At 44.3% G+C, this 25,345-nt stretch carries 22 protein-coding genes; 16 read left to right on the top strand and 6 right to left on the bottom strand.

Going from position 1 to position 25,345, the window contains the following annotated elements; all coding sequences use genetic code 11:
- Nucleotides 1–3: 3 nt before the first annotated feature.
- From msbA to ACOJRU_RS09360, 5 genes are all read left to right on the top strand, one after another.
- Nucleotides 4–1,749, top strand: a complete 1,746-nt coding sequence (gene msbA / locus ACOJRU_RS09380) for a lipid A export permease/ATP-binding protein MsbA (protein WP_421131495.1) — start codon at nucleotides 4–6, stop codon at nucleotides 1,747–1,749.
- On the top strand, nucleotides 1,750–2,772 hold the full coding sequence (lpxK, locus tag ACOJRU_RS09375) for a tetraacyldisaccharide 4'-kinase (protein ID WP_421131494.1): 1,023 nt from the start codon (nucleotides 1,750–1,752) through the stop codon (nucleotides 2,770–2,772).
- 6 nt (nucleotides 2,773–2,778) lie between these two features.
- Nucleotides 2,779–2,970, top strand: coding sequence for a Trm112 family protein (locus tag ACOJRU_RS09370; RefSeq protein ID WP_421131493.1), 192 nt, complete (start codon nucleotides 2,779–2,781; stop codon nucleotides 2,968–2,970).
- An 8-nt stretch (nucleotides 2,971–2,978) separates the two neighbouring features.
- Nucleotides 2,979–3,728 carry a 3-deoxy-manno-octulosonate cytidylyltransferase gene (gene kdsB / locus ACOJRU_RS09365; protein WP_421131492.1) on the top strand — a complete coding sequence of 250 codons (750 nt, stop codon included), beginning with the start codon at nucleotides 2,979–2,981 and terminating at the stop codon, nucleotides 3,726–3,728.
- A 91-nt stretch (nucleotides 3,729–3,819) separates the two neighbouring features.
- Nucleotides 3,820–4,479: an SDR family oxidoreductase gene (locus ACOJRU_RS09360; protein ID WP_421131491.1), complete on the top strand. Its 660-nt coding sequence runs from the start codon at nucleotides 3,820–3,822 to the stop codon at nucleotides 4,477–4,479.
- A gap of 59 nt (nucleotides 4,480–4,538) precedes the next feature.
- On the opposite strand, the gene rimO is transcribed toward ACOJRU_RS09360, so the two are convergent.
- Entirely contained in the window at nucleotides 4,539–5,972 is a 1,434-nt protein-coding gene (gene rimO, locus ACOJRU_RS09355) for a 30S ribosomal protein S12 methylthiotransferase RimO (RefSeq protein ID WP_421131490.1), read from the bottom strand.
- Nucleotides 5,973–6,189: 217 nt separating this feature from the next.
- Here rimO and ACOJRU_RS09350 point away from each other — a divergent pair, with 217 nt between their 5' ends.
- Complete coding sequence (locus ACOJRU_RS09350) at nucleotides 6,190–6,687, top strand: DUF2919 family protein (RefSeq protein ID WP_421131489.1); 498 nt, start codon at nucleotides 6,190–6,192, stop codon at nucleotides 6,685–6,687.
- 89 nt (nucleotides 6,688–6,776) lie between these two features.
- Here the strand turns inward: ACOJRU_RS09350 and ACOJRU_RS09345 are convergent, their stop codons facing one another.
- Both ACOJRU_RS09345 and tcdA read right to left on the bottom strand, forming a co-directional pair.
- Nucleotides 6,777–7,184: a hypothetical protein gene (locus ACOJRU_RS09345; RefSeq protein ID WP_421131488.1), complete on the bottom strand. Its 408-nt coding sequence runs from the start codon at nucleotides 7,182–7,184 to the stop codon at nucleotides 6,777–6,779.
- Between the two features lie 67 nt (nucleotides 7,185–7,251).
- A complete protein-coding gene (gene tcdA, locus ACOJRU_RS09340; protein WP_421131487.1) occupies nucleotides 7,252–8,028 on the bottom strand; it encodes a tRNA cyclic N6-threonylcarbamoyladenosine(37) synthase TcdA in 777 nt (258 codons plus the stop codon).
- Nucleotides 8,029–8,283: 255 nt separating this feature from the next.
- Between tcdA and ACOJRU_RS09335 the strand changes: the two genes are divergently transcribed.
- Both ACOJRU_RS09335 and ACOJRU_RS09330 read left to right on the top strand, forming a co-directional pair.
- Nucleotides 8,284–9,237 (top strand): glutathione S-transferase family protein, encoded by a 954-nt coding sequence (locus ACOJRU_RS09335; RefSeq protein WP_421131486.1) that lies wholly within the window; start codon nucleotides 8,284–8,286, stop codon nucleotides 9,235–9,237.
- Nucleotides 9,238–9,241: 4 nt separating this feature from the next.
- Entirely contained in the window at nucleotides 9,242–10,072 is an 831-nt protein-coding gene (locus ACOJRU_RS09330) for a pirin family protein (RefSeq protein WP_421131485.1), read from the top strand.
- Nucleotides 10,073–10,145: 73 nt separating this feature from the next.
- Here the strand turns inward: ACOJRU_RS09330 and ACOJRU_RS09325 are convergent, their stop codons facing one another.
- From ACOJRU_RS09325 to ACOJRU_RS09315, 3 genes are all read right to left on the bottom strand, one after another.
- Entirely contained in the window at nucleotides 10,146–10,568 is a 423-nt protein-coding gene (locus ACOJRU_RS09325) for a DUF3429 domain-containing protein (protein WP_421131484.1), read from the bottom strand.
- A 214-nt stretch (nucleotides 10,569–10,782) separates the two neighbouring features.
- Nucleotides 10,783–12,738, bottom strand: a complete 1,956-nt coding sequence (locus tag ACOJRU_RS09320) for a sensor histidine kinase (protein ID WP_421131483.1) — start codon at nucleotides 12,736–12,738, stop codon at nucleotides 10,783–10,785.
- A 323-nt stretch (nucleotides 12,739–13,061) separates the two neighbouring features.
- The gene (locus ACOJRU_RS09315) at nucleotides 13,062–14,339 is read right to left on the bottom strand and encodes a citrate synthase (protein ID WP_421131482.1); all 1,278 of its coding nucleotides are present in this window, start codon (nucleotides 14,337–14,339) and stop codon (nucleotides 13,062–13,064) included.
- A 702-nt stretch (nucleotides 14,340–15,041) separates the two neighbouring features.
- Between ACOJRU_RS09315 and sdhC the strand changes: the two genes are divergently transcribed.
- The 8 genes from sdhC to sucD all read left to right on the top strand — a co-directional run bounded on the left by sdhC (nucleotide 15,042) and on the right by sucD (nucleotide 24,960).
- Nucleotides 15,042–15,416 (top strand): succinate dehydrogenase, cytochrome b556 subunit, encoded by a 375-nt coding sequence (gene sdhC, locus ACOJRU_RS09310; protein ID WP_421131481.1) that lies wholly within the window; start codon nucleotides 15,042–15,044, stop codon nucleotides 15,414–15,416.
- The gene (sdhD, locus tag ACOJRU_RS09305; protein WP_421131480.1) at nucleotides 15,410–15,757 is read left to right on the top strand and encodes a succinate dehydrogenase, hydrophobic membrane anchor protein; all 348 of its coding nucleotides are present in this window, start codon (nucleotides 15,410–15,412) and stop codon (nucleotides 15,755–15,757) included. The genes sdhC and sdhD overlap by 7 nt, the downstream gene beginning before the upstream one ends.
- A gap of 1 nt (nucleotide 15,758) precedes the next feature.
- Nucleotides 15,759–17,531: a succinate dehydrogenase flavoprotein subunit gene (gene sdhA / locus ACOJRU_RS09300; protein WP_421131479.1), complete on the top strand. Its 1,773-nt coding sequence runs from the start codon at nucleotides 15,759–15,761 to the stop codon at nucleotides 17,529–17,531.
- Between the two features lie 14 nt (nucleotides 17,532–17,545).
- Nucleotides 17,546–18,256, top strand: coding sequence for a succinate dehydrogenase iron-sulfur subunit (locus ACOJRU_RS09295; protein WP_421131478.1), 711 nt, complete (start codon nucleotides 17,546–17,548; stop codon nucleotides 18,254–18,256).
- 175 nt (nucleotides 18,257–18,431) lie between these two features.
- Nucleotides 18,432–21,251: a 2-oxoglutarate dehydrogenase E1 component gene (sucA, locus tag ACOJRU_RS09290; RefSeq protein WP_421131477.1), complete on the top strand. Its 2,820-nt coding sequence runs from the start codon at nucleotides 18,432–18,434 to the stop codon at nucleotides 21,249–21,251.
- Nucleotides 21,252–21,260: 9 nt separating this feature from the next.
- Nucleotides 21,261–22,769 carry a 2-oxoglutarate dehydrogenase complex dihydrolipoyllysine-residue succinyltransferase gene (odhB, locus tag ACOJRU_RS09285; protein WP_421131476.1) on the top strand — a complete coding sequence of 503 codons (1,509 nt, stop codon included), beginning with the start codon at nucleotides 21,261–21,263 and terminating at the stop codon, nucleotides 22,767–22,769.
- Nucleotides 22,770–22,921: 152 nt separating this feature from the next.
- Complete coding sequence (gene sucC, locus ACOJRU_RS09280) at nucleotides 22,922–24,088, top strand: ADP-forming succinate--CoA ligase subunit beta (RefSeq protein WP_421131475.1); 1,167 nt, start codon at nucleotides 22,922–22,924, stop codon at nucleotides 24,086–24,088.
- Nucleotides 24,088–24,960: a succinate--CoA ligase subunit alpha gene (sucD, locus tag ACOJRU_RS09275; protein WP_421131474.1), complete on the top strand. Its 873-nt coding sequence runs from the start codon at nucleotides 24,088–24,090 to the stop codon at nucleotides 24,958–24,960. Before sucC ends, sucD begins: the two co-directional genes overlap by 1 nt.
- Nucleotides 24,961–25,345 lie beyond the last annotated feature (385 nt).

Genomic DNA, 25,345 nt, shown 5'->3' with positions numbered 1-25,345 from the left:
TTTATGAACCAAACCGATATATCAGAGCCGCTGATAAAACGCTTTTTGCGTTATTTACATGACTTTAAGATGCCATTTTTTGCTGCCATTATAGGCATGATTGGCTATTCAGCGGTTGATACATTTGTATTTGCGCAACTTCAGCCAATGATTGATGAGTCGTTAGGCAATAACGATCAAGAATATTTGAGGTTGGCAGCCTATGCCATTATTCCCTTATTCATACTGCGCGGTGTGTTTAACTTTTTGGGAACATACACACTCACTTGGATAGGTTCGCAAGTGGTCATGCGTATGCGACAGCAGTTGTTTGAAAAATACATACACCTACCGGTTTCGTTCCACGATACTCATTCGGTAGGAAGCCTTATCAGTAAAGTAACCTATGATACCGAGCAAGTTGCCAACGCCTCGAGTAAAGCGCTGCTTACCCTCATTCGTGAGGGGGCATTGGTTATTGGATTGCTGTCGGTAATGTTCTATTACTCGTGGCAGTTATCGTTAGTATTTCTTTTAATCGGCCCCGTTGTTGCCGTTATTGTGTCGTATGTAAGCAAACGATTTCGCGTGGTAAGTAAAAGTATTCAACACACCATGGGTAACCTAACCTCAGCCGTAGAGCAAGCGGTAAAAGGGCATAAGGTTGTTATTATGTTCGGTGGTCAACATATCGAACAAGAGCGCTTTGCGAGTAAGAACAATCATAATAGACAGCAGACAATGAAATTGGCGGTTACGCGTATTTTAAGCGTCTCCTCTATTCAAGTTATTGCTTCTTTAGCACTTGCGGTTGTGCTTTATATTGCTAGCTCACCGGGCATGTTAGAGAAGCTTAGTGCTGGCGTATTTATAAATGTCGTGTTTTGCATGGTGATGTTACTGAAACCCCTTAAACAGCTAACTACCATAAATAATGAGTTTCAAAAGGGAATGGCGGCGTGTGCCAGCGTCTTTGAAATATTGGATTTGGATAATGAAAGCGATAAGGGCGGGCAGAACATTGCGCGGGCTCAAGGTAAGTTAGCATTTGAAAGTGTTACCTTCACGTATCCTGGAAAACATACGCCAGCGCTGACAGATGTGTCATTTGAGGCTAAACCAGGGCAGTCAATTGCATTGGTGGGACGTTCAGGAAGCGGTAAATCAACGATTTCATCGCTGTTAACACGTTTCTATTCGCCGCAGGAAGGAAGCATTACACTGGATGATACACCGCTTAATGACATTGATTTAAAGGCCTTACGGGCGCAGTTCGCGCTGGTGTCGCAAAATGTCGTACTGTTTAATGACAGTATCGCGAATAATATTGCATATGGTGCCAAAGACTCGGTTACCCGCGAGCAAATTATGCAAGCGGTTAAAATGGCCCATGTTGAGGAATTTTTAGGTAATTTGCCCGATGGGCTTGATACGGTAATCGGTGAAAACGGCATAATGCTTTCTGGTGGCCAACGCCAGCGCCTCGCCATTGCAAGAGCTATACTTGCCGATGCCCCCATTTTGATTTTAGATGAGGCAACGTCTGCGCTTGATACTGAGTCTGAAAAACTTATCCAAGATGCGTTAGAGCAGCTCCAGAAACGCTGCACAAGTATTGTTGTTGCGCACCGTCTTTCTACTATCGAAAACGCCGATACCATTATGGTCGTAGAACAAGGTAAGATTATTGAAAGCGGCAAGCACAGTGAACTGCTGGAGAAAGGGGGGCACTACGCACAGTTACATGCCCTACAATTCGGAGACAGTTAGTTGAGTGCGCTGACAAAAAAATGGTACGACGGCCACCCAATATTTTGGCTTTTGTTTCCATTAACCATTTTATTTTGGGTACTATCGTGGCTTCGTCGAATGTTATTTACGCTTGGAATAAAGCGTGCTTACCAGGCCGGCGTACCCGTAATTGTGGTCGGGAATATTAGTGTTGGGGGCAATGGTAAAACACCGGTTGTTTTGGCACTGTCTGACTATTACCAAGCAAAGGGATTGCGCGTAGGCATATTAAGTCGAGGGTATGGCGGTAACTCGTCTTACTATCCGAGGCAAGTGCTACCTGATGACATCGCCAATGAAGTGGGTGACGAGCCGCGGTTACTTGCTATTCGCAGCGGTGCGATGGTTGTCATCGACCCGGTGCGCGCACGGGGCGCTGAATATTTAGTTACTACGTGCCAATGCGATATTATTATTTGCGACGATGGCCTTCAACACTATGCGTTAGCCAGAGATGCTGAGGTTGTTGTAATGGATGAGCGAATGCTTGGTAGCGGTCTGTTAATGCCGATGGGGCCGTTACGTGAGGGTAAGTGGCGTCTTGGTCGCGTAAACGCTATCGTGCACAATCGTTCGGATGGTAAGACACCATTACCTGAATCACTTAATAGTGCACAATTTGCGATGACGCTCACCCCAGGTCACGTTACTAACGTGAGCGATACGGCGCAACAACTGACAGTTGCCGAGCTAAGTGCGCGGTCCCCCCACGCCATTGCTGGGATTGGTTCTCCCGAACGCTTCTTTAAGCAGTTAACGTCAATGGGAGTCACGATACAGTCAGCGAATGCATTCCCTGATCATTACGCGTATGAGCCTAATGACATTCCAAAAAACACAGTGATAATGACTGAAAAAGATGCGGTAAAAGTGCAAGGGTTTTGCCACCAAGATTGCTGGTTTTTGCCCGTAACGGCAACGATAGACCAGCGCTTCTTCGATATAATAGATACTACACTTTCAAAATGTGGCTATGAAATAAAGGCCAAAGAAAAAGGATAACCACGCGTGTTCGATAAAAAATTGCTAGAAGTTTTAGCGTGTCCAGTTTGTAAAGGCAAACTTGTATTAAACGATGACAATACACAGTTAGTGTGTCGTTTCGACCGCCTTGCATATGATATTAAAGAAGGGATCCCTGTACTTATTGAAAGTAAGGCACATGCGCTCTCCCTCGATGAAGTTGATGCAACCCGATAGGTCGTCTTATGTCATTTACCGTTGTTATTCCAGCTCGTTATGGCTCTAGTCGTTTCCCCGGCAAACCGTTAGTCGATATTAATGGTAAACCGATGGTTCAACACGTTGTAGAGCGTGCACAAGAGGCGGGAGCTTCTTCTGTTATTGTTGCCACCGATGACAGTCGTATTGCCCAAGTCGCCGAACCGTTCTCGACGGTTTGCATGACGAAAGCATCGCATCAGTCAGGCACCGAGCGCATCGCAGAGGTGATTGATAAAAGTGCGATAGACGACGGTGAGATTATTGTAAATGTCCAGGGCGATGAACCCTTTATCCCTGCTGAGAACATTAAACAAGTTGCCGAGAACCTTGCACAGTCAACGTGTCAAATGGCAACATTATCGACACCGGTAGTGTGTAAAGAAGATGTGTTCAACCCAAACATTGTCAAAGTGGTAGTTAATGCTGCGTCGCACGCGCTGTATTTTTCACGTTCAGCCATTCCGTTTGAGCGCAATCGAATGATGGCGGATGCGAAAGATGCAAACCTTTCACTTTACCATCGGCATATAGGCATTTACGCTTATCGTGCACAGTATATAAAGCAGTATGTGTCATATCAGCCGTCAGCACTTGAACATATAGAGTCCCTCGAGCAGCTAAGGGCACTGTGGTATGGCGATAGTATACATTGTGCTTCTGCGGCTGCTGAGCCTCCTGTGGGGATTGATACGCCCGAGGACTTGTCTCGGCTACTTGATACGTTAAATGCGTAGCAATGTGTCGATATTCACGAAAGTAATACAGTGACGTTATACTTGGCGTAGCGTAAGGAATAAATACGTTATTACGGATAAGGAGAATGCAATGAATGTAGTAATTACAGGCGGGAACAGAGGCATAGGATTAGCGCTTGCAAAGCACTATAAAGCCCGCGGCGATAACGTGTATGTTACGTGCCGTAACAGTTGCGACGAACTTAATAGCACTGGCGTAACCGTTATTAAGGGCGTAGACGTCTCAAAACCCGAATGCTTAGCAGACACACTTGCCCCGTTAAGCGATGTTAACATTGACTTGCTTATCAATAACGCAGGGGTACTTGGGCGCGAAACTATTGATGATTGGGACCCCAACACAATCGACTATCAGTTTCGTGTTAATGCGCTTGGCCCTTTATTGGTTACGCAGGTATTACTACCCGCGATGAGCAGTTCCAGTAAAATTGCTATGATCACCAGTCGAATGGGGTCTATGGAAGACAACAGTTCGGGTGGATATTATGGATACAGAATGTCAAAAGCGGCATTAAATGCGGTGGGCGTGTCGTTAGCGAACGATTTACGTCCTAAAGGTATTGCGGTCGGGTTGTTCCATCCAGGATTTGTTCAAACCGAAATGGTTAATGGCAACGGCGATATTGACGCCGATACCTCTGCCGCGTTGCTGGTGGAGCGTATCGATGCATTAACCGTTGAGAACACGGGCCGCTTTATACATTCTAACGGCGAAGTGTTGCCCTGGTAATCCTCATTTAAAAAAAAAGAGCAGATACCTGCTCTTTTTATTGATGAACGTACAGCGTTCTAAGCTTGCTCAGCGTCCTCGTCTTGCTCTTCAGACATGACAGCCCAAACATCATGTTCATTCGCATGAATAACTTCAGCCCACACACGGTCGCCTGGCTTAACGTCATAAACGCCGTTCAGATGCACCAGCCCGTCTACTTCCGGTGCATCGGCGTAAGTTCTGCCTACCGCACCCTCACTATCCACATAGTCGATAACAACTTGGTATTCGTTACCAATTCTTGCTTTCAAACGCGCGGCACTGATTTCACCTTGTACTTCCATGAATCGCGCCAACCGCTGTTGCTTGATGTCTTCTGGTACGGGATCAGGAAGGTCATTAGCTTTTGCACCCTCTACTGGCGAGTAAGCAAACGCGCCGACACGATCTAACTGGGCTTCGCGCAAAAAGTTTAGTAACTCTTCAAATTCTTCCTCTGTTTCACCAGGGAAACCAACAATAAACGTTGAGCGAATAACCAGCGAAGGACATTGCTCACGCCATTTTTTTACACGCTCTAATACTCGATCTGCACTGCCTGGTCGTTTCATTAATCGAAGAATACGCTTACTTGCGTGTTGAAACGGGATATCTAAATAAGGAAGAATTTTTCCTTCATTCATCAAAGCAATAAGGTCGTCAACATGAGGGTAGGGGTATACGTAGTGTAAACGTACCCAGATACCCATTTCGCCCAGTTTTTCACAAAGCTGTTGCATGTGCGTCTTCACCGGCATACCGTCCCAAAAACCAGTACGGTGTTTTACGTCGACACCATAAGCACTTGTGTCTTGTGAAATAACCAATAACTCTTTAACACCTGCGGCTTTTAAGCGTTTTGCTTCATCAAGTACATTGCCAACTGGCTTACTAACTAAATCACCGCGCATAGATGGAATAATACAGAACGTGCAACGGTGGTTGCAGCCTTCAGATATTTTTAAATAAGCATAATGTCGAGGTGTAAGCTTTACGCCGTGATCAGGGATAAGGTCTTCAAACGGATTAAAGGTTGGTTTGGGTAGGTGTTCATGTACTTGTTCTACAACACTTTCGTAGGCATGTGGGCCAGTGATAGCCAATACATTAGGGTGTACTTCTCGTATTTCGTCTTCTTTAACACCCAAGCAGCCGGTGACAATGACTTTTCCATTTTCTTTTAATGCTTCACCGATAGTATCAAGTGATTCCTGTACGGCAGCATCAATGAAACCACAGGTGTTCACAATAACGAGATCGGCATCGTTATAAGTGGGGACTACATCATACCCTTCGGTTCTCAACTGCGTAAGAATACGTTCAGAATCAACTAAATTTTTCGGGCAGCCTAAGCTAACAAAGCCTATACGTGCTGCATCGGCATTATTCAATGTGGAACGTTCAGAGGTTAACACCTTTACCGGCGTTTCTAATGTGGTGGTGTTGTTTGGGGTAAATTTTTCTACAGACATTTTTACGCTACATAACAGTGGATGCGGAAATTATATCACTATTCTGTTAGCACGCTAACCGCCTTACCATTAAGAACACAAAAAACACATGCTGATAATGTATGATGTCAGTATATCGGGAATGGTCGTTAAATTTTTACACTGGCCTTTATATTTACCGATTAGTACCAATTATCTCAATACTACATCGAAAAGAACATAAGGTCATCGTCGCCCAATGCTAAAACTTCCGCTTAAGTACTATGATGAATCAGGAAGAATATTGCCACCGCGATGGCTGTACGCATTGTTACTGTTACTTTGCGCCGATTGGGCGCTGTTTATATTTTCGCTAGCGTCGCGAAGCCACACAGACACATTATTGCACTTTTTCTACCCACACTCTAAAAGCCTGCTGTTTGCCTTAGTCACCAGTGTGCCCGCATTACTATCGCTGCTGTTGCTTAGTCAACGCGAGCGTCTTTGGAAAAAGGGGTTAATTTCGTGGCGCCGATGGTTTATCCCACTATTGCTTTGCGGTGTTGTGGCACTCTTAATTTCTCAGGTTGTCTATGCAATAACACACCATTGGGCCTTCGAGCTTATCACCGCTATTCGTTTAGTTTTGTCAATTATTGCGTTATACACGATTGCAAAAAGTCGCCACTTACGTTGGATGGTGGACGACTGGGAACACCCAAACATACAAGCCGACAGCAAGAAAAACATAAAGTAGAGGGGGGCGGTCATCAATTGGGTAAGAGGGGGGGACTGCAGACAAAAAACTTACGTTTATCTGCAGCTGCAATATTATTGAATGCTTCGTTATTGGATGTGGTTTTGCGCCGCTTTATCGAAATACGCTTTTACACTGATTTGGCTATCATTGACTAAACGTTCGTAACAAATACCCGCGAACGCATAAGAATTCTCGCCCACCACAAGCAGAACGTAAGGTGCTTTGGGATTAGATTGGTCGTATATCCACGTCCCACCTAAAACGTCCTTCAGTATTTCACCGACATACGCGCCAAATATATTACATATTGTAAACACCGCCTCATCTTCTAGCGCTTGGTCATGATACTTATCGATAAAACTAAGCAAAACATCATCTACGAGCGCGACACTCTCTACCGACTCATCAAGCGTAATATTAAATTCACTTTTTGCTGCTGAAATAGCGTCTTTAGCACAGTCTTGCATTAGTTGGTCGAGTTCACCTGGCGACATACATTTTCCTTTATCAATCTGAGGTTTATTTTTATTTCTCTATTGTGCGCAAGATACCGGGAAAAGTCTATTTTTGGCCGGTTAATCTATTAATTACGCTGGCTGCTGCGAACATACCAAAGGTTGCCGTTACCGTTACCACAGCGCCAAATCCGCCTGCGCAGTCAAGTCGCGTTCCATTTTCCATCGCAGACTTACTAAAACACACACTGCCGTCGGGCTGTGGATATCGCAATTGCTCGGTGGAGTAGATACATTCAACCTGAAAACGTCGCTTTGGGTTTTTACTAAAGTTATAGAAGCGCCTTAACTCACTTCTTAGTTTCGCGGCGAGAGGGTCTTGTATCGTTTTCGCAAGATCCCCCCGTGTTACTTTCGTCGGGTCAATTTGACCGCCAGCGCCGCCAACGGTAACAATCGGAATTTTAGACCGTTTACAGTGGGCGATCATCGCCGCTTTAGCCTTAATACTATCAATGGCATCAATAACCGCGTCCATGTTATTGGTGAGTAAAGATTGTACGTTTGAAGGCGTAACAAAATCTTCTATTAGGTTTATCTTACATGCTGGATTTATCTTTTTTATGCGCTCGGCTATAGCCTCAACCTTCGGCAGTCCAATGGTGTCTGACATGGCATGTATTTGACGGTTAGTATTGGTTACACAGACATCATCAAGGTCAATCAGTGTTATTTCACCCACTCCTGAGCGGGCAAGCGACTCAGCTGCCCAGCTGCCGACACCACCGATACCGGCGATAGCGACATGACTCCCCTTAAGTTTTTCAAGTGCATCAGCACCATACAGCCGGGATATTCCACCGAACCTTTGATCTTCAGACATATGTTTGTCTCAACCGTCTCGCGTTGTGTATTTACAGGTACAATTTAACGCGGATGATCGCAAATAACCGAAATATTGCAAGTACAGAAGCACAATACGCGCAATAAACATAAAACAGTCCATTGCCCTCGTTTTGCTAAGCGAAAGGTAGTTTTCTAATAAATAGAACAGTAAATCCGAAATTACGCATCTTACGTTTAAGTCATTACGTGCTGTAATACACTGGTTCAATAAACGTAGTTATCGGAGAATCCAATGGGTTTGTTAGTAGATGGAAAATGGCAAGATAAATGGTATGACACCAAAGACAGTGACGGTAAGTTTGAGCGTCAAGCATCTCAGTTTAGACATACCCTTAGTACAGCCGATGATGCCATGTATAAACCCGAGTCAGGGCGGTATCACCTTTATGTATCCTTAGCTTGTCCTTGGGCACACCGAACGCTTATTTTTCGCGAATTAAAAGGCCTAACACCGCATATTGATGTGTCTGTGGTTCACCCTGAAATGCTTGAGCATGGCTGGGAGTTCGGCGACTACCCTGGCAGTACAAAGGACAAATGTTTTGATTTTGACTATGCCTTCCAGCTTTATACGAAGGTGAAGCACGATATAACGACAAGAGTAACGGTTCCAATTTTATGGGATACGGTCACAAACACTATCGTGAATAATGAGTCGTCGGATATTATTAGAATTTTTAATAGCGACTTCAACGCGCTAACCGGCAACGACCTTGATTTCTACCCCGCAGAACTTCGCAATGAGATTGATGAAATCAACGAACTCGTGTATCACGCGGTCAATAACGGTGTGTACAAGTCTGGTTTTGCGACGACGCAAAGCGCTTATGAGGAGGCGGTTCAGGCACTTTTTGATGCACTAGAGACGATTGAAACCCGTCTGGCTTCACACCGGTATCTTGTCGGTGATGTGCTCACAGAGGCGGATTGGCGATTATTTACTACGCTTATTCGCTTTGATGCAGTTTATCATGGCCACTTTAAATGCAATATAAAGCAAATCGCAGATTACCCAAATTTGTTCGGCTATATGAAGGAGTTATACCAAATGAATGGTATAGCGGACACCGTAAACTTTGATCACATTAAGCGTCATTACTACTTCAGTCATACTATGATTAATCCCACGCAAGTTATCCCCGTTGGGCCAAAACAAGATCTTTTGTCGGCACATGGGAGAGGGTAATCTAATGAAAGTCAGGCATATAAGTAAAAAGGTGAAAGGGATTGCGACTAGCGACGGTGCTGGCGTATCTTTAACAAGGGTTATTGGTCAACCCGCGTTGCCAAGGCTTGACCCTTTTCTGATGTTAGATTTCTTTGGGTCTGACAAGCCCAATGAATACTTAGCCGGCTTTCCGGCGCATCCTCACCGAGGTTTTCAAACGGTGACGTACATGCTTGATGGAAGAATGCGACACAAAGACTCTGTAGGGAATGAAGGTGTAATAGAACCTGGCGGGATCCAATGGATGAACGCTGGGAAAGGCATTATTCACGAAGAGATGCCTGAACAAGAGGACGGGCTGTTACGAGGCTTCCAATTGTGGGTAAACCTACCGGCTTGTGACAAAATGTCCGCGCCTAATTATCAGGACATAAAGCCTCAGGACGTTGAGGTTTTTAAAAACGATAATATGACGGTGCGTATACTCGCGGGCAGTTATGAGGGACACGTTGGGCCAGTAAAAACAGATGCTGTAGATTCCACATTTTTTGATGTTCATCTGTCTACACAAGGCACGGTCTTCTCACATCAACTGGCTATACACAACACCGCATTTGTATATGTTTACCAAGGCAGTATAGACAGTGGTGGCGAACGGTTAGCATCAGGAGAACTTGGCGTATTCAGTGAGGGCGAATCGTTAGTTGCAACAGCTAACGAAGCGTGTCGGTTTATTGTTGTTGCTGGTAAGCCATTGAATGAGCCTGTGGCGCAATACGGACCGTTTGTGATGAATACCGAACAAGAAATAATGCAAGCTATAAAAGACTACCAGGCAGGTGTTTTGACCTAACGGCGAGAAGCAACGGTTAACCATAAAAAAATGCAGCAATGAGCTGCATTTTTTATACACCTATTAAGGAGTGTTATGTCACTAAGTAAATCATCCACGCGTGACTCATTACTACGACGGTAGTCAGCATAATTCTGAGACTTATGTAACTTATAATTTCACCTTTAGGTAACACTAAGGTGAATTTGTCGTACATTAATACGGCCAAGTAGGTCAATGAAAGCACGCCAATCACTTCTGAATGGTGACTGAACACTAAACATAACCAACCGATGATCGTAGGCAGCATCGCCACATACATTTGAACAGAGTAGTTTTGTTTCAGCATCGCATCCCACCAATGAATACCACCGAAAAATGACAGTAATACGGCAGAATACTGAATAAAATAAAGAGCACTTTCTGACAGCGTTAACACATTAAACAGGTAAGCGGCCGGCATAAAAACAAATGGTATTAAGCCTGCTAGGCCGAGCATTACTGCAGAATAAGGCATAGTGCATTCCTATAAAAAAATAAGCACGATCATAGACATATAATACCGTAAACGACCAGCAAAGTGTATATACGCTGAGAATATGCCGCTTAGACTACCGTTTTATCTAACGAACCGAGTGTGAGGTGCAATAAAAAAGTAGGGAAACGCTCACACGACGGACTGCTTCTACGTGCCTAGCCTATTGAAACCGAACAATACTGACGGTTGGATATCAATTGCTGCTGAAGCGATTAGTAATAGCAGTGTCGTTATGCTTAGGTAGTGCTATTGTGAATGTGGTGCCGATGCCCAGCTCAGAATCAACGGTTATCGAGCCGTTGTGGGCGTCTATTATTGTTTTTGAGATACCTAACCCTAGGCCTGTGCCTTCGCTCCCTTTTTTTAACGTAAAAAAGGGCGAAAATATTTTAGTGAGATTTTCCTCGGCAATACCACATCCGTTGTCTTTTATATCAATAATAATATCATCGTTGTTTTCATTAATAACAACGGTAACTTCGCCATCTTTCTCGATGGATTGAATAGCATTAATGATGATGTTGAGTAAAACCTGTTCAATCTCTCCCTCGTTGCCATAAACTATTGCCCTATCGGCACGAAGTTCGTTAGAAACGGATACCATGTTTTTCTTGGACATTGACGCAATTTTCACAGACCGGTGTACACACTGTATTACATCTAACGCCGTAAACCCTTCATCATTCGTTCGTATAAATTGTCGTAAACTTTTACTTATGCCGCTAAGTCTTGCAAGACCATGTTCGTTATCATCGAAAACTTCAAGCAATTCATGCCGAAGTCTTAATAAATCTGAACCGTTAATGCGTTGTAACACGTCGGTGAAAGACGTGCTATCGCGCAGTGCTTGTAGCTTCTCAATACCGGCCATCACTACTTTTTTCATGTACCGGTTGTTGCCGACAAGAAATGCCAAGGGGTTATTAATTTCATGCGCGACACCGCTAGATAAGAAGCCCAGTGACGACATTCTATCAGCGATTAATAGCTGCTTTTTCGTTTCCGCTAATTCTGCTTCCAGTTTGCCACTTTCAAGTTTTTTCGCCTGAGTCGCAATTTCCTTCTGTTGGGCAATGCTAATGCGAAGCTGTTCTAAGTAGGAATCAAGAATATAAAGCTTTTGCTCACTAATTTGTGGCGTTTTAACGACAAAACAAAGCCAGCCGATAGAGTTGTCCGTGTACCGAAAATTGGTTGAAATAAACCACGTTGTGTCACCCTCGAAAAATTCTGATACTTCTTGGACAGACCATGAATCTAGAATGTGTAATGTAAAGGTAGGCAGATACTCTTCTACAATAGCTTTAAAGTTAAACGAGGTATCTCGCTTAAACATTAAACCATGTTGGCCCAGACTACCCGAATGCGTGAAAAAGCAGGCACCCCCTTCGGCAGAGATAAACTCAACACAAATACTTAGGAAGCTGTTGATCAGTTCGAGGCCGCTTTTTCCGTTTTTAAGTTCTTTTGCTGATTGAAGAAAAAACTCTATCTCTTGTTGCTTATTATGTAACTTTTCAACCGTATTCCTTAAATCTGTACTCGCGATGTAAGACTTTTTAGCATAGTCATTCAACTGCGCTTGAGCACTAATACGTAGATTCTTTTCTCTTATAAGCCTTCGCTCTAGCACTGCAACATAATCGGTATTAGGTGTTCTCGGGCGCTCTACATCATCATTATTGACCTGTAATTTCTGTATGTTACCTAATACCAAGGTGATTAGCATTTCTTGAGAAATCGTGCGCAATACCCAGTGTTCATCGATGAGCGCTTCATAGGGAGAGATGTTATTAGACTCGATGACCGACTCATCTATTTCAGTGTTTACAAGTATAAAACGTATTGCACATTGTGATTTACATGATTCAATAGAATCCGATAATGTACTGAGTGAGTCACTTGATAATGCAGATGCATTTAGCAAAATGATTCCGCTGTTATCCATACTTTTTATAGCGTCGATTGCTAAAGAAACCGTATCTACTATGGTAACAAAGAGGTGAGGGACAGTGTGCTCAACGTCTTCCATACGAGCCGTTAGCGATTGCGGTGAATGCGCATTGTCATCAATTATTAGAAGAGTACAAATTTTTTTAGACTGGACTGAACGATATAACGGTTGGTTAGTATCCATGCTTTGCGGCATTGTACTCTGCTTCCTAACTTATTGAATACGCTTTTGAGATTCTAACGAGTCAGACTGCCGCTCTTCATGTCGATGATGATAAACGACTACCTCTTATAAGAAGACACTGGCAAAACGGTCAATGTAATAAGCCCAATACCTCTACACATGAAGTATAGCGCTTAAACCACAGAATTGCGTAAACACAGGCGTCATTAATTAGTATTAGTCAGGGTACAATAGGGGGCATGGGAAGCGCATAAAATAATCATGCTCCAAAAAAAAACGTACATACTGACTTGGCAGTATGTACGTTTTCATCACCTAAAATAAATAGGGAATATTTATTTTATTGGCGTATATTTTCTTTGGCTGCTACCAGTATACAACTGACGAGGACGACCAATTTTTTGCTTAGGATCGCTCATCATCTCATGCCAATGTGATATCCAACCCACTGTACGAGACAGCGCAAAGATACACGTAAACATGTTTGTTGGAATGCCGATTGCCTTTAAAACGATACCTGAGTAGAAATCTACATTAGGGAACAATTTCTTCTCCGCGAAGTATGGGTCGCTTAATGCAATTTTTTCTAGCTCCATAGCGACTTCAAGCAATGGATCTTTAACATTAAGTTCACTTAATACTTCGTGGCAGCTTTCACGCATTACCGTCGCACGAGGATCGTGATTTTTATAAACACGGTGACCAAAGCCCATTAGACGGAACGGGTCAGCCTTGTCTTTTGCACGCGCGATAAACTCTGGAATACGGTCAACCGTTCCTATTTCCTCGAGCATGTTTAAGCACGCTTCGTTGGCGCCGCCATGCGCAGGCCCCCAAAGTGATGCAACACCTGCAGCGATACACGCATAAGGGTTAGCACCTGAAGAACCAGCCAAACGCACTGTTGATGTTGATGCGTTTTGCTCATGATCTGCATGAAGCGTAAAAATACGGTCCATCGCACGCTCAACAGCAGGGCTAATTTGGTATTCTTCAGCAGGTACTGAGAACATCATATTTAAGAAATTAGCAGCATAACTTAAGTCGTTACGTGGATATACGAATGGTTGGCCGATGTTATATTTATAACACATGGCAACAAGCGTGGGCATTTTCGCGATAAGGCGATGCGCACTACGAACACGTTGCTCTTCGTTAGATACATCTAAGTCACTGTGATAGAACGAAGACATTGCACCTACCGTACCGCAAAGCATCGCCATTGGGTGAGCGTCGTTACGGAAACCATGGAAGAACATGTTAATTTGTTCGTGAACCATAGTGTGGCGCGTTATTGTCGCTTTGAACTCTTCATATTCAGCTTTAGACGGTGCGTGCCCGTGTAAAAGCATATGACACACTTCAAGGTAGTCAGCATCGCGCGCTAATTCTTCGATAGGAAAACCGCGATGCAAAAGTACACCGGCTGCCCCATCAATATAAGTAATTGCTGATTCGCAAGATCCAGTCGCCATAAAACCTGGGTCATAGGTAAAATAACCGTGCTGTCCAAGCGTGCGAACGTCGATTACGTCCTGTCCTTCTGTGCCTGACAATATAGGAAGTTCAATTTCCTTACCGCCGGCCTTAAGAATGGCTTTCTGATCTGCCATATAGTGCTCTCCTCAGAATGGTTCTGTCTGCAGCGAAAACGAACGAAAATGTCCGCTTCGTTGGGAAAAGTGGCGTAGTTTTACTTTATTTTACACATAAAAGTCAATTTAATTGCATATATGTGCAATAAATATTCTAAATCAACTCACGTTATAAGTACTGTTGGTGTGTGAAAAACGTACGCTAAATTAAGGGGATAAACCCAATACCAGTCAATTATCATTGTGTTTTAATAAAAGGTAAACTGCCAATTAACATTAATATTAGCAGTAATCATATTTATTTGTGACATTAGTGCCTAATGTTTGTACTAGCAAAAATTAAAAGACCTTAACTTACAGCGTGGCATCGTAGTCATACGTGATGAGTACTGCTACACTTTTCACGCTTATGAATACTGTCGCACAGGGCGTTTGAGTTCATTTTTGATCTCAATTTTTGTTTATACGTTATGAATTAAACGTAAAGACAGACTAAAGTCTTACATCAGCACAAAAAATTGTAATTATATAATGTGCTAGATATACTCGGCGGTGCTCGAAAACGGAATAATTATTCTGTTAACAGCATTGAAGAATAATTCACAAATTGTTAACAACTCAATGGATGAGGCAATTAACAGGTAATAGACGAATTAACTCGCTCAGGACATAATAAAAGCGGGTAATTCATTATCCCTACGGATTAAACAGGCATACATTGTGAAAAAGCAAAGACCAGTAAATTTAGAACTCAATACTATTAAATTTCCGCCCTCTGCTATTTCGTCAATTCTCCATCGTGTAACCGGTGTTGCAATGTTTTTTGCGTTACTTTTCGTTATTGGGGCATGGGCAGTTTCTATCTCATCGCCAGAAGGGTTCGCAGACGTACAAAGCATCATGAACGGTTTCCTTGGGAAATTTGTCGCAATTGGCACAGCTTCAGCGCTGACATATCATATTCTAGGCGGCCTAAGACATGTTATTATGGACTTAGGTCACTGGGAAGAATTAGAGTCAGGTAACTTAAGTGCAAAAGCAATTATCGCACTTTGGATCGTACTGACCGTAGTATTGGGAGTTGCATTATGGTAACCAACCAAGCAAGCATTAGACGCGATGGTGTACAAGACTATGTATCACTTCGCGCTACAGCAGCAATCATTTTCGCGTACTCGGTATTCATGGCGTGGTTCTTTATAACCACTGATAATCTTACGTTTATTGAATGGCGAGGATTATTTTCTGGCCTAGCTATGAAAGTTTTCACACTAGCAGCACTTGTTGCAATTATGATCCACGTTCGTATCGGTCTATGGCAGGTACTAACGGACTATATAAAATCAACGGGTCTTCGTGCAACACTGCAATACGTACTAAACATTATTGCGTTTGGCTACGTCGCTGTTGGTCTATTTGTATTGTGGGGAGTGTAAAATGAGTTTACCCGTTCACGAGTTTGATGCAGTAGTAATTGGCGCGGGCGGCGCAGGTATGCGTGCCGCCTTACAGATTTCACAATCTGGTAAATCATGTGCACTGTTATCCAAAGTATTTCCTACCCGTTCTCACACTGTGTCTGCACAAGGTGGTATTACCGTAGCACTAGGTAATTCACATGAGGACAACTGGGAGTGGCACATGTATGACACCGTTAAGGGGTCAGATTACATTGGCGACCAAGACGCCATTGAATATATGTGTAAGGAAGGGCCTGAAGCCATCATCGAGATGGAAAACATGGGCCTACCGTTCTCGCGTTTTGAAAACGGCAAAGTCTATCAGCGTCCTTTCGGTGGTCAGTCTAGAAACTTCGGCGGCGAACAAGCTGCTCGTACTGCTGCAGCGGCAGACAGAACTGGTCACGCGCTTTTACATTTGCTTTATCAGCAAAACGTAAAAAACAAAACAAAAGTGTTTTCAGAATGGTATGCACTAGATTTAGTTAAAAACCAAGACGGGGATGTTGTTGGTTGTACCGCAATTGATATTGAGTCTGGTGAAGTCGTGTACTTTAAGTCTCGTGCTGTTGTATTGGCAACGGGCGGCGCCGGCCGTATTTTTGCCTCGACGACTAACGCGCACATTAACACTGGTGACGGTGTTGGTATGGCGCTTCGCGCAGGCGTTGCGGTGCAGGACATGGAAATGTGGCAATTCCACCCAACCGGTATTGCGGGTGCAGGCACGCTAGTAACAGAAGGCTGTCGTGGTGAGGGTGGTTACCTTCTTAATAAAGATGGCGAACGCTTCATGGAGCGTTATGCGCCGAATGCTAAAGATTTAGCAGGCCGTGACGTTGTTGCTCGCTCAATGATGACTGAGATTCGTGAAGGTCGTGGCTGTGACGGTCCGTGGGGACCACACATCAAGCTTAAGCTAGACCACCTAGGTAAAGATGTACTAGAGTCTCGCTTGCCAGGTATTCTTGAGTTGTCGCGTACATTTGCTCACGTTGATCCAGTGAAAGAACCTATCCCGGTTATCCCAACATGCCATTACATGATGGGTGGGATTCCAACTAATGTTGACGGCCAATGTTTGACTGTTGATGAGAATGGCAACGACCAAGTGGTAAATGGGCTATTTGCTTGTGGTGAGATTGCATGTGTATCTGTACACGGTGCTAACCGCTTAGGTGGTAACTCACTCCTTGACTTAGTTGTATTTGGTCGTGCAACAGGCTTACATCTTGGCAAAACACTTGCCGATATGGCGCCTACACGAGATGCATCTGAGTCTGACCTTGATGTGGCGATGTCTCGCTTCAATCGTTGGGAAAACTCAGAAAAAGGAAAGGGCGAAGACCCAGTCCAAATCAAAAAAGACATGCAAGAATGCATGCAGCTTAACTTCTCAGTATTCCGTGAAGGTGATGCAATGGCAGATGGTCTTAAGCAACTCGGTGAAATCCGTGAGCGCTTACAGAACGCCCGCCTTGATGACAAGAGCTCAGACTTCAACACTCAACGTATTGAATGTTTAGAACTTGATAACCTTATGGAAACCGCGTACAGCACAGCAGTAGCAGCGAATTTCAGAACGGAAAGCCGTGGCGCACACAGCCGCTTCGACTTCCCAGATCGTGATGATGACAACTGGTTATGCCACAGTGTCTACGATCCAAAAACTGAAAAAATGCTTAAACGTGATGTCAATATGTCGCCGAAGCTTAGAGAGGCATTCCCTCCTAAAGCGCGTTCATATTAAGAGAGGCTTCGATCATGCAATTAGAATTTTCGATATACCGATACAACCCAGATGTTGATGCAAAACCGCGCATGCAAGACTACACTCTAGAAGTAGAGGAAGGTCAGGACATGATGGTATTAGATGCGTTGCTTGCTCTTAAAGAACAAGATCCTACGTTGTCGTTCCGTCGTTCATGCCGAGAAGGTGTGTGTGGTTCAGATGGTGTAAACATGAACGGTAAGAACGGGTTAGCCTGTATCACGCCGCTGTCTGCACTAGGGAAGGGTAAGGTTGTTGTTCGTCCACTTCCAGGTTTGCCAGTAGTGCGTGACCTTGTGGTAGACATGACGCAGTTCTACACTCAGTATGAGAAAATCAAACCGTTCTTAATAAACGACGGTAAGCAGCCGCCAGCGAGAGAGCATCTTCAGTCGCCTGAAGAACGTGCTAAGCTTGATGGTCTGTATGAGTGTATATTGTGTGCATGCTGTTCAACGTCTTGTCCGTCGTTCTGGTGGAATCCAGACAAGTTCATTGGCCCAGCAGGTCTACTACACGCTTATCGCTTCTTAATCGACAGTCGTGATACCGCGACAGACGAGCGTTTAGGTGAGCTAGATGATGCGTTCAGTGTATTCCGCTGTCATGGTATTATGAACTGTGTAAGTGTATGCCCTAAAGGGTTAAACCCGACAAAAGCAATTGGACAAATTAAGTCTATGCTTTTACAACGGGCTGTTTAGTACTATAGTCTGTTAACTTCTGTAGTTACAGATTGCGATGCTCTAAATAGCCATCCAACAAGGATGGCTATTTTTTTATGTAATCGCTGTTATAACACTTGGTTATGGCGAGAATAACCTTATAATACAATCTGATTGTTAATAGATTTTTTTAAAACGTAGCAAGGCAAATTAAATGCAAGAAAGCGTGATGAAAGCGTGGTGGGATTCCTCGCACATGGCAGGTGCCAACGCTGCCTATGTTGAAGAGTTGTACGAAGCGTATTTGGATGATTCGCAAAGCGTGTCCGATACTTGGCGTCAAATCTTTGATAGTCTTCCTAAGGTTGATGGTGTCGAACTAGAGTCGAACCATACTGCAATCAAAAATCAATTCAGAAAACTTGCTGCGTTAGGGCCCACAGCCCGCATGTCAAGTGCACCTGCAAACGGCGAGAGCGTTTCAGACGATAGGCAAGTGAAAGTACTTCAGCTTATCAATGCTTTTCGTTTCCGTGGTCATCAGCATGCCAATCTCGACCCATTGGGGTTGTGGCAGCAACCACGTGTTCGTGATTTAGAGCTTTCTCACCATAATCTTTCCGAAGCTGATTTCGATAGCGTATTTAACGTAGGTTCGTACGCTATAGGTAAAGATTCTATGTCGTTGGGCGAGTTGTTTACGTCCCTCAACAGAACGTATTGTGGTTCTATCGGTGCTGAATATATGCATATCACCGATACAGACCAAAAACGCTGGTTACAGCAAAAGATTGAGTCGGTACAAGCGAAGCCAGAAATTTCAAAAGATGAAAAGCTAAGCATCCTAAAAGGGCTTACCGCGGCAGATGGTATGGAAAAATACCTCGGCGCTAAATTCCCAGGTGCTAAGCGCTTCTCACTTGAAGGCGGTGATGCCCTTGTCCCCATGCTTAAAGGCTTAATAACCAAAGCGGGCGCTGCGGGTACGAAAGAAGTCGTTATTGGTATGGCCCACCGCGGTCGTCTAAACGTGCTTGTTAACGTACTGGGTAAGAATCCTTCTGTATTGTTTGATGAGTTCTCAGGCAAGCATGACGACTCGCTAGGCGCCGGTGACGTTAAATACCACGCTGGTTTCTCTTCTGACTTTGCGACGCCAGGTGGCAATGTTCACTTAGCACTAGCATTTAACCCATCGCATTTAGAAATCGTTAATCCCGTGGTGATGGGCTCGGTAAGAGCGCGTCTTGCCCGTCGTAATGACGACGCAAATACGGTGTTACCGATTACTATCCACGGTGACTCGGCCATTGCAGGGCAGGGTGTAGTTCAAGAGACGTTTAACATGTCTCAAACTCGCGGCTTTGCTGTTGGTGGTACGGTGCGGATTGTTGTAAATAACCAAGTTGGTTTTACCACATCGAAGACAGAAGACACACGTTCAACTCAGTATTGTACCGATATTGCAAAAATGGTTCAGGCGCCAATTCTGCATGTGAACTCAGACGATCCTGAAGCAGTAGCGTTTGTTACTGAACTGGCATTAGAGTACAGAAACAAATTCAAGCGTGACGTTGTTATCGACTTAGTATGTTATCGACGTCACGGACACAATGAAGCTGATGAGCCGAATGCCACGCAGCCATTGATGTACCAAAAAATCAAAAAACATCCAGTACCGCGTGCCTTATATGCGGACCAACTGATTGCTGAAGGTGTTATTGAGCAGCGCGATGCAGACCGTTTCTTAGATGAATATCGCTCTGCGTTAGACCACGGAGCGTGTGTGGTGGAAGAATGGCGTCCAATGACAGAACACAGTGTCGACTGGTCTCCATATCTTGGTCATGACTGGGATACGCCATACGATGGCTCACTTAGCGTAGAAAAATTAAAAGCGTTAGGCGAATCGATTACGTCTTACCCTGAAGAACACAAACTTCAATCTCGCGTGAACAAACTTTATCAAGACAGAAAGTCGATGGTAGCGGGCGAGAAGAAACTCGACTGGGGTATGGCTGAGAATTTGGCTTACGCCACTATCGTTGACGCGGGTGAAGATATTCGTATCACTGGACAGGACTCTGGTCGTGGAACGTTCTTCCATCGTCATGCAGTGCTTCACAACCAGAAAGACGCGTCTACCTATATGCCACTTCAACATATTCGTGAAGGCCAAGGTGAAATTGAGATTTACGACTCTGTGCTTTCTGAAGAAGCGGTAATGGCATTTGAGTATGGTTTTGCGACTGCAGAGCCCTCATGCCTTACAATTTGGGAAGCGCAGTTTGGTGATTTTGCTAATGGCGCGCAGGTTGTCTTCGACCAATTCCTAAGCTCGGGCGAAGCTAAATGGGGACGCTTATGCGGTCTAACCATTTTGCTTCCACACGGTTATGAAGGCCAAGGACCAGAGCATAGCTCTGCACGTCTTGAGCGTTTCTTACAAATGTGTGCGGACCACAACTGGCAGGTGTGCGTACCGTCTACGCCAGCGCAGGTGTACAATATGTTGCGTCGTCAGGTTGTACGTCCAATGCGTAAACCACTTATTGTGATGTCACCGAAGTCACTACTTCGTCATCCTCTTGCGGTATCTTCATTAGAAGAGCTGGCCGAAGGTAAATTCTATAACGTTATTGACGAAGTAGATGATATCGATGCGAAGGACGTTAAGCGCGTAGTAATGTGTTCAGGCAAGGTGTATTACGATTTGTTAGATCAACGTCGTAAGAATGAACAAAACGATGTGGCTATTGTACGACTAGAACAGCTTTACCCATTCCCGCAAGAGGAATGCGCTAAGATTGTAGCAAAATACAGTCACGTTAAAGATTGGGTTTGGTGCCAAGAAGAGCCTCAGAATCAGGGCGCTTGGTATTGTAGCCAACATCACTTCTGGCAAGCGATTCCAGAAGGTGCAAAATTATCATATGCAGGGCGTGAAGCATCCTCGTCACCTGCAGTAGGTTATGTATCCGTTCACAACCAGCAACAAAAAGCACTGGTTGAAGACGCACTCACTATTAAATAAGGAACAGTAATGACAATTGAGATAAAAGTTCCGGTTCTACCTGAGTCAGTTGCCGATGCCACCATTGCAACCTGGCACGTTAAGGCCGGTGACGCAGTAAAACGAGACCAGAACCTGGTTGACATTGAAACTGACAAAGTTGTGTTGGAAGTGGTAGCTCCAGCTGATGGAACGATTGGTGAGATACTAAATGAAGAGGGTGCAACGGTTCTAGGGGAGCAAATTATTGCTAAGCTAGAGGAAGGTAGTGCCGGTGCGTCTGCATCTAAAGCTGCGCCAAGCGCAAGCGCCGAAAAAGCGCCTGCTGCACAAGCCTCTGGTAAATCATCAGAAATTAAAGTTCCAGTACTGCCAGAATCTGTTGCGGATGCAACCATTGCTACTTGGCATGTGGCTGTTGGTGAACCGGTAAGTCGCGATCAAAACTTAGTAGATATTGAAACTGACAAAGTTGTGCTTGAAGTTGTAGCACCTGCGGATGGTTCACTATCGGAAATTGTTGCTGAAGAGGGTGCAACCGTTACCGCTGAAGCAGTGATTGCTAAATTTGTTGAAGGTGCTGTGTCTGGTGCTTCTGCACCTGCGGCTGAAGCGTCTGATGACGGTGAAGAAGGCAGCGATGCGCTTAGTCCTTCTGTCCGTCGTTTATTAGGCGAAAAAGGTGTGGATGCTTCTAAAGTTAAGGGTACGGGCAAAAATGGTCGTATTACTAAAGAAGATGTAGAGAAACACCTGAAAGGTGGCAATAGTACGACTGCGTCTGCGTCTGCGTCTGCGCCAGCGGCTGATGAAGCGGTTGCCGAGTTACCTACGGGTACGCGTACTGAAAAACGTGTTCCTATGACACGTCTTCGTAAAACGATTGCTAACCGCCTGCTTGAAGCTAAGAATTCTACTGCTATGCTTACTACGTTTAACGAAGTAAACATGAAACCAATCATGGATCTTCGTAAGCAGTATCAAGAGAGCTTTGAAAAACGTCACGGCATTCGCTTAGGGTTCATGTCTTTCTATGTTAAAGCGGTTACTGAAGCTCTTAAGCGTTTCCCTGAAGTGAATGCGTCAATTGACGGCGATGATATTGTCTATCATAACTATTTTGACATTTCTATCGCGGTTTCAACGCCTCGCGGGCTTGTTACACCAGTACTGAAAGACACTGACACGCTAGGCATGGCCGGCGTGGAAAAAGGGATTAAAGACCTTGCATTAAAAGGCCGTGATGGAAAGCTAGCGTTAGCAGACCTTCAAGGTGGTAACTTTACTATCACTAACGGTGGTGTATTTGGTTCATTAATGTCTACACCAATCATTAACCCGCCTCAAAGCGCAATCTTGGGAATGCATAAAATCCAAGATCGTCCAATGGCGGTTAATGGCAAAGTAGAAATTTTACCAATGATGTACTTAGCACTTTCTTACGATCATAGAATTATTGATGGTAAAGAGTCTGTAGGCTTCTTGGTAACAGTAAAAGAGATGCTAGAAGATCCAACACGTCTATTACTTGACGTATAAGACTTTCGTCTCACGTAATTGTGGTCGAGAGCGCTGTTTGTGTAAGCTTATAGCGCTCTCGATACAACGCTGGTATTTAGCCTAAAATATCAGCCAAACTAATCAAGTCGCGAAAGCGGCTTTTGTCTTACTAAAAATCGGATAGAAACACCATGAATTTGCATGAATACCAAGGTAAGCAGCTATTCAAAGAATACGGCTTGCCTGTTTCTGAAGGATACGCAGCAGACACTCCTCAAGGTGCTGTAGAAGCTGCCGACAAAGTTGGCGGTGAAGAGTGGGTAGTAAAATGTCAGGTACACGCGGGCGGCCGCGGTAAAGCTGGCGGTGTAAAGCTAGTTAAAAACAAAGACGACATTCGCGCGTTTGCTGAAAACTGGCTTGGCAAAAATTTGGTGACTTTCCAGACTGACGAAAATGGTCAGCCTGTGAGCAAAATCCTTGTTGAAACATGCACTGATATCGCTAACGAATTGTACCTTGGTGCAGTAGTTGACCGCACAACCCGACGCGTTGTGTTTATGGCATCTACTGAAGGTGGCGTTGAGATAGAAACCGTTGCTGAAGAAACACCAGAAAAAATCCTTAAGGCTGAAATCGACCCAATCGTTGGTGCTCAGCCTTACCAAGCGCGTGAAATGGCGTTTAAACTTGGTCTTTCTGGCGTTCAAATTAAACAGTTCACAAAGATATTTCTTGGCCTTGCTAAGATGTTCGAAGAATTGGATGTTGCACTAATCGAAATCAACCCGCTTGTTATCAAAGACGACGGTGATCTTCATTGTCTTGATGCGAAGGTTGCTATCGATGGTAACGCGTTATACCGCCAGCCTAAAGTGAAAGCGATGCAGGATCCTACGCAGGAAGATGCACGTGAAGCGCACGCAGCAGAGTTTGAACTTAACTACGTAGCATTAGACGGTAACGTTGGTTGCATGGTTAACGGCGCAGGCCTAGCAATGGGTACAATGGACATCGTGAACCTACACGGTGGAAAGCCAGCTAACTTCCTAGATGTTGGTGGCGGCGCGACAAAAGAGCGTGTTGCTGAAGCATTTAAAATCATTCTTTCTGACGATAACGTTTCAGCTGTTTTAGTTAACATCTTTGGTGGTATCGTTCGTTGTGACATGATTGCAGAAGGTATCATTGGCGCGGTTAAAGAAGTTGGCGTTAGTGTTCCTGTTGTTGTTCGCCTTGAAGGTACAAACGCAGAGCTTGGCCGTGAAGTTCTAGCGAACTCGGGTCTTGATATCATTGCTGCTGAGTCGCTAACTGATGCAGCTGAGAAAGTTGTTGCTGCTGCGGAGGGCAAATAATGTCAGTATTAATTAACAAAGATACCAAGGTAATCTGTCAGGGTTTCACTGGTGGTCAAGGTACTTTCCACTCAGAGCAAGCAATTGCATACGGTACGCAAATGGTTGGTGGTGTAACACCAGGAAAAGGCGGTACTGAGCACTTAGGTCTTCCGGTATTCAATACAGTGCGTGAAGCAGTAGAAGCGACTGGTGCCACGGCAACCGTTATCTATGTACCTGCTGCTTTCTGTAAAGATTCAATCGTTGAAGCTGCTGATGCTGGCATCGAGCTTATCGTTTGTATTACCGAAGGTATCCCTACGCTAGATATGCTTTACGTTAAAGAATACGTAAATGCTAAAGGCGTTCGCATGATTGGTCCAAACTGCCCAGGTGTTATTACTCCTGGAGAGTGTAAGATCGGTATCATGCCTGGACACATCCACAAGCCTGGTAAAGTAGGTATTGTTTCTCGCTCTGGTACACTTACCTATGAAGCGGTTAAGCAAACTACTGACGAAGGTTTTGGACAGTCTACATGTGTTGGTATTGGTGGTGACCCAATTCCTGGTTCTAACTTTATCGACATTCTGCAGTTGTTCCAAGACGACCCTCAAACTGAAGCTATCGTTATGATTGGTGAGATTGGTGGTACAGCAGAAGAAGAAGCTGCTGAATTCATCAAAGCTAACGTAACTAAGCCTGTTGTTTCTTACATTGCGGGTGTAACTGCACCTGAAGGTAAGCGTATGGGTCACGCAGGTGCGATCATTGCTGGCGGTAAAGGTACAGCTGATGAGAAGTTTAAAGCACTAGAAGATGCGGGCGTGAAAACGGTTCGCTCGCTTGCACAAATCGGTAAAGCGCTTCGCGAGACTACCGGTTGGTAATCTCGTTATAGTTATGCAAAAAAGCTCGCATTTATGCGGGCTTTTTTTTTTGCAGCTATAAAGGTTTGCCTAGATGTTAACGCTGCTAGCCTTATCGATGAGATTTTTGTACAAAAGAAAGTCTTTCCTCACCCTTTTCATTTACATTTATCATCGCTAATTTGTAATTAATTTACGCTAAATTGCTTTAAAAGCCCGTATTTAAAGCGTTTGTGTTGTTAAATTACATGTTGGCAGTGTTGTTTAATGTTAACGTGGTGTTGCATTAATTTTATTGAATACGTATGCAGGCAATTGTGCAAAAGGTGTGTCGTCTATAGCATTACGGTCATCAAATACGTTGTCATTATAATAATTAATAAGACATCCACAATAACCGTATGGG

The sequence above is a fragment of the Alteromonas algae genome, from assembly GCF_049117195.1.
Taxonomy (GTDB): domain Bacteria; phylum Pseudomonadota; class Gammaproteobacteria; order Enterobacterales; family Alteromonadaceae; genus Alteromonas.
Note: the sequence above shows the minus strand (reverse complement) of the source record. Positions and strands in the feature narration are given on the sequence as shown.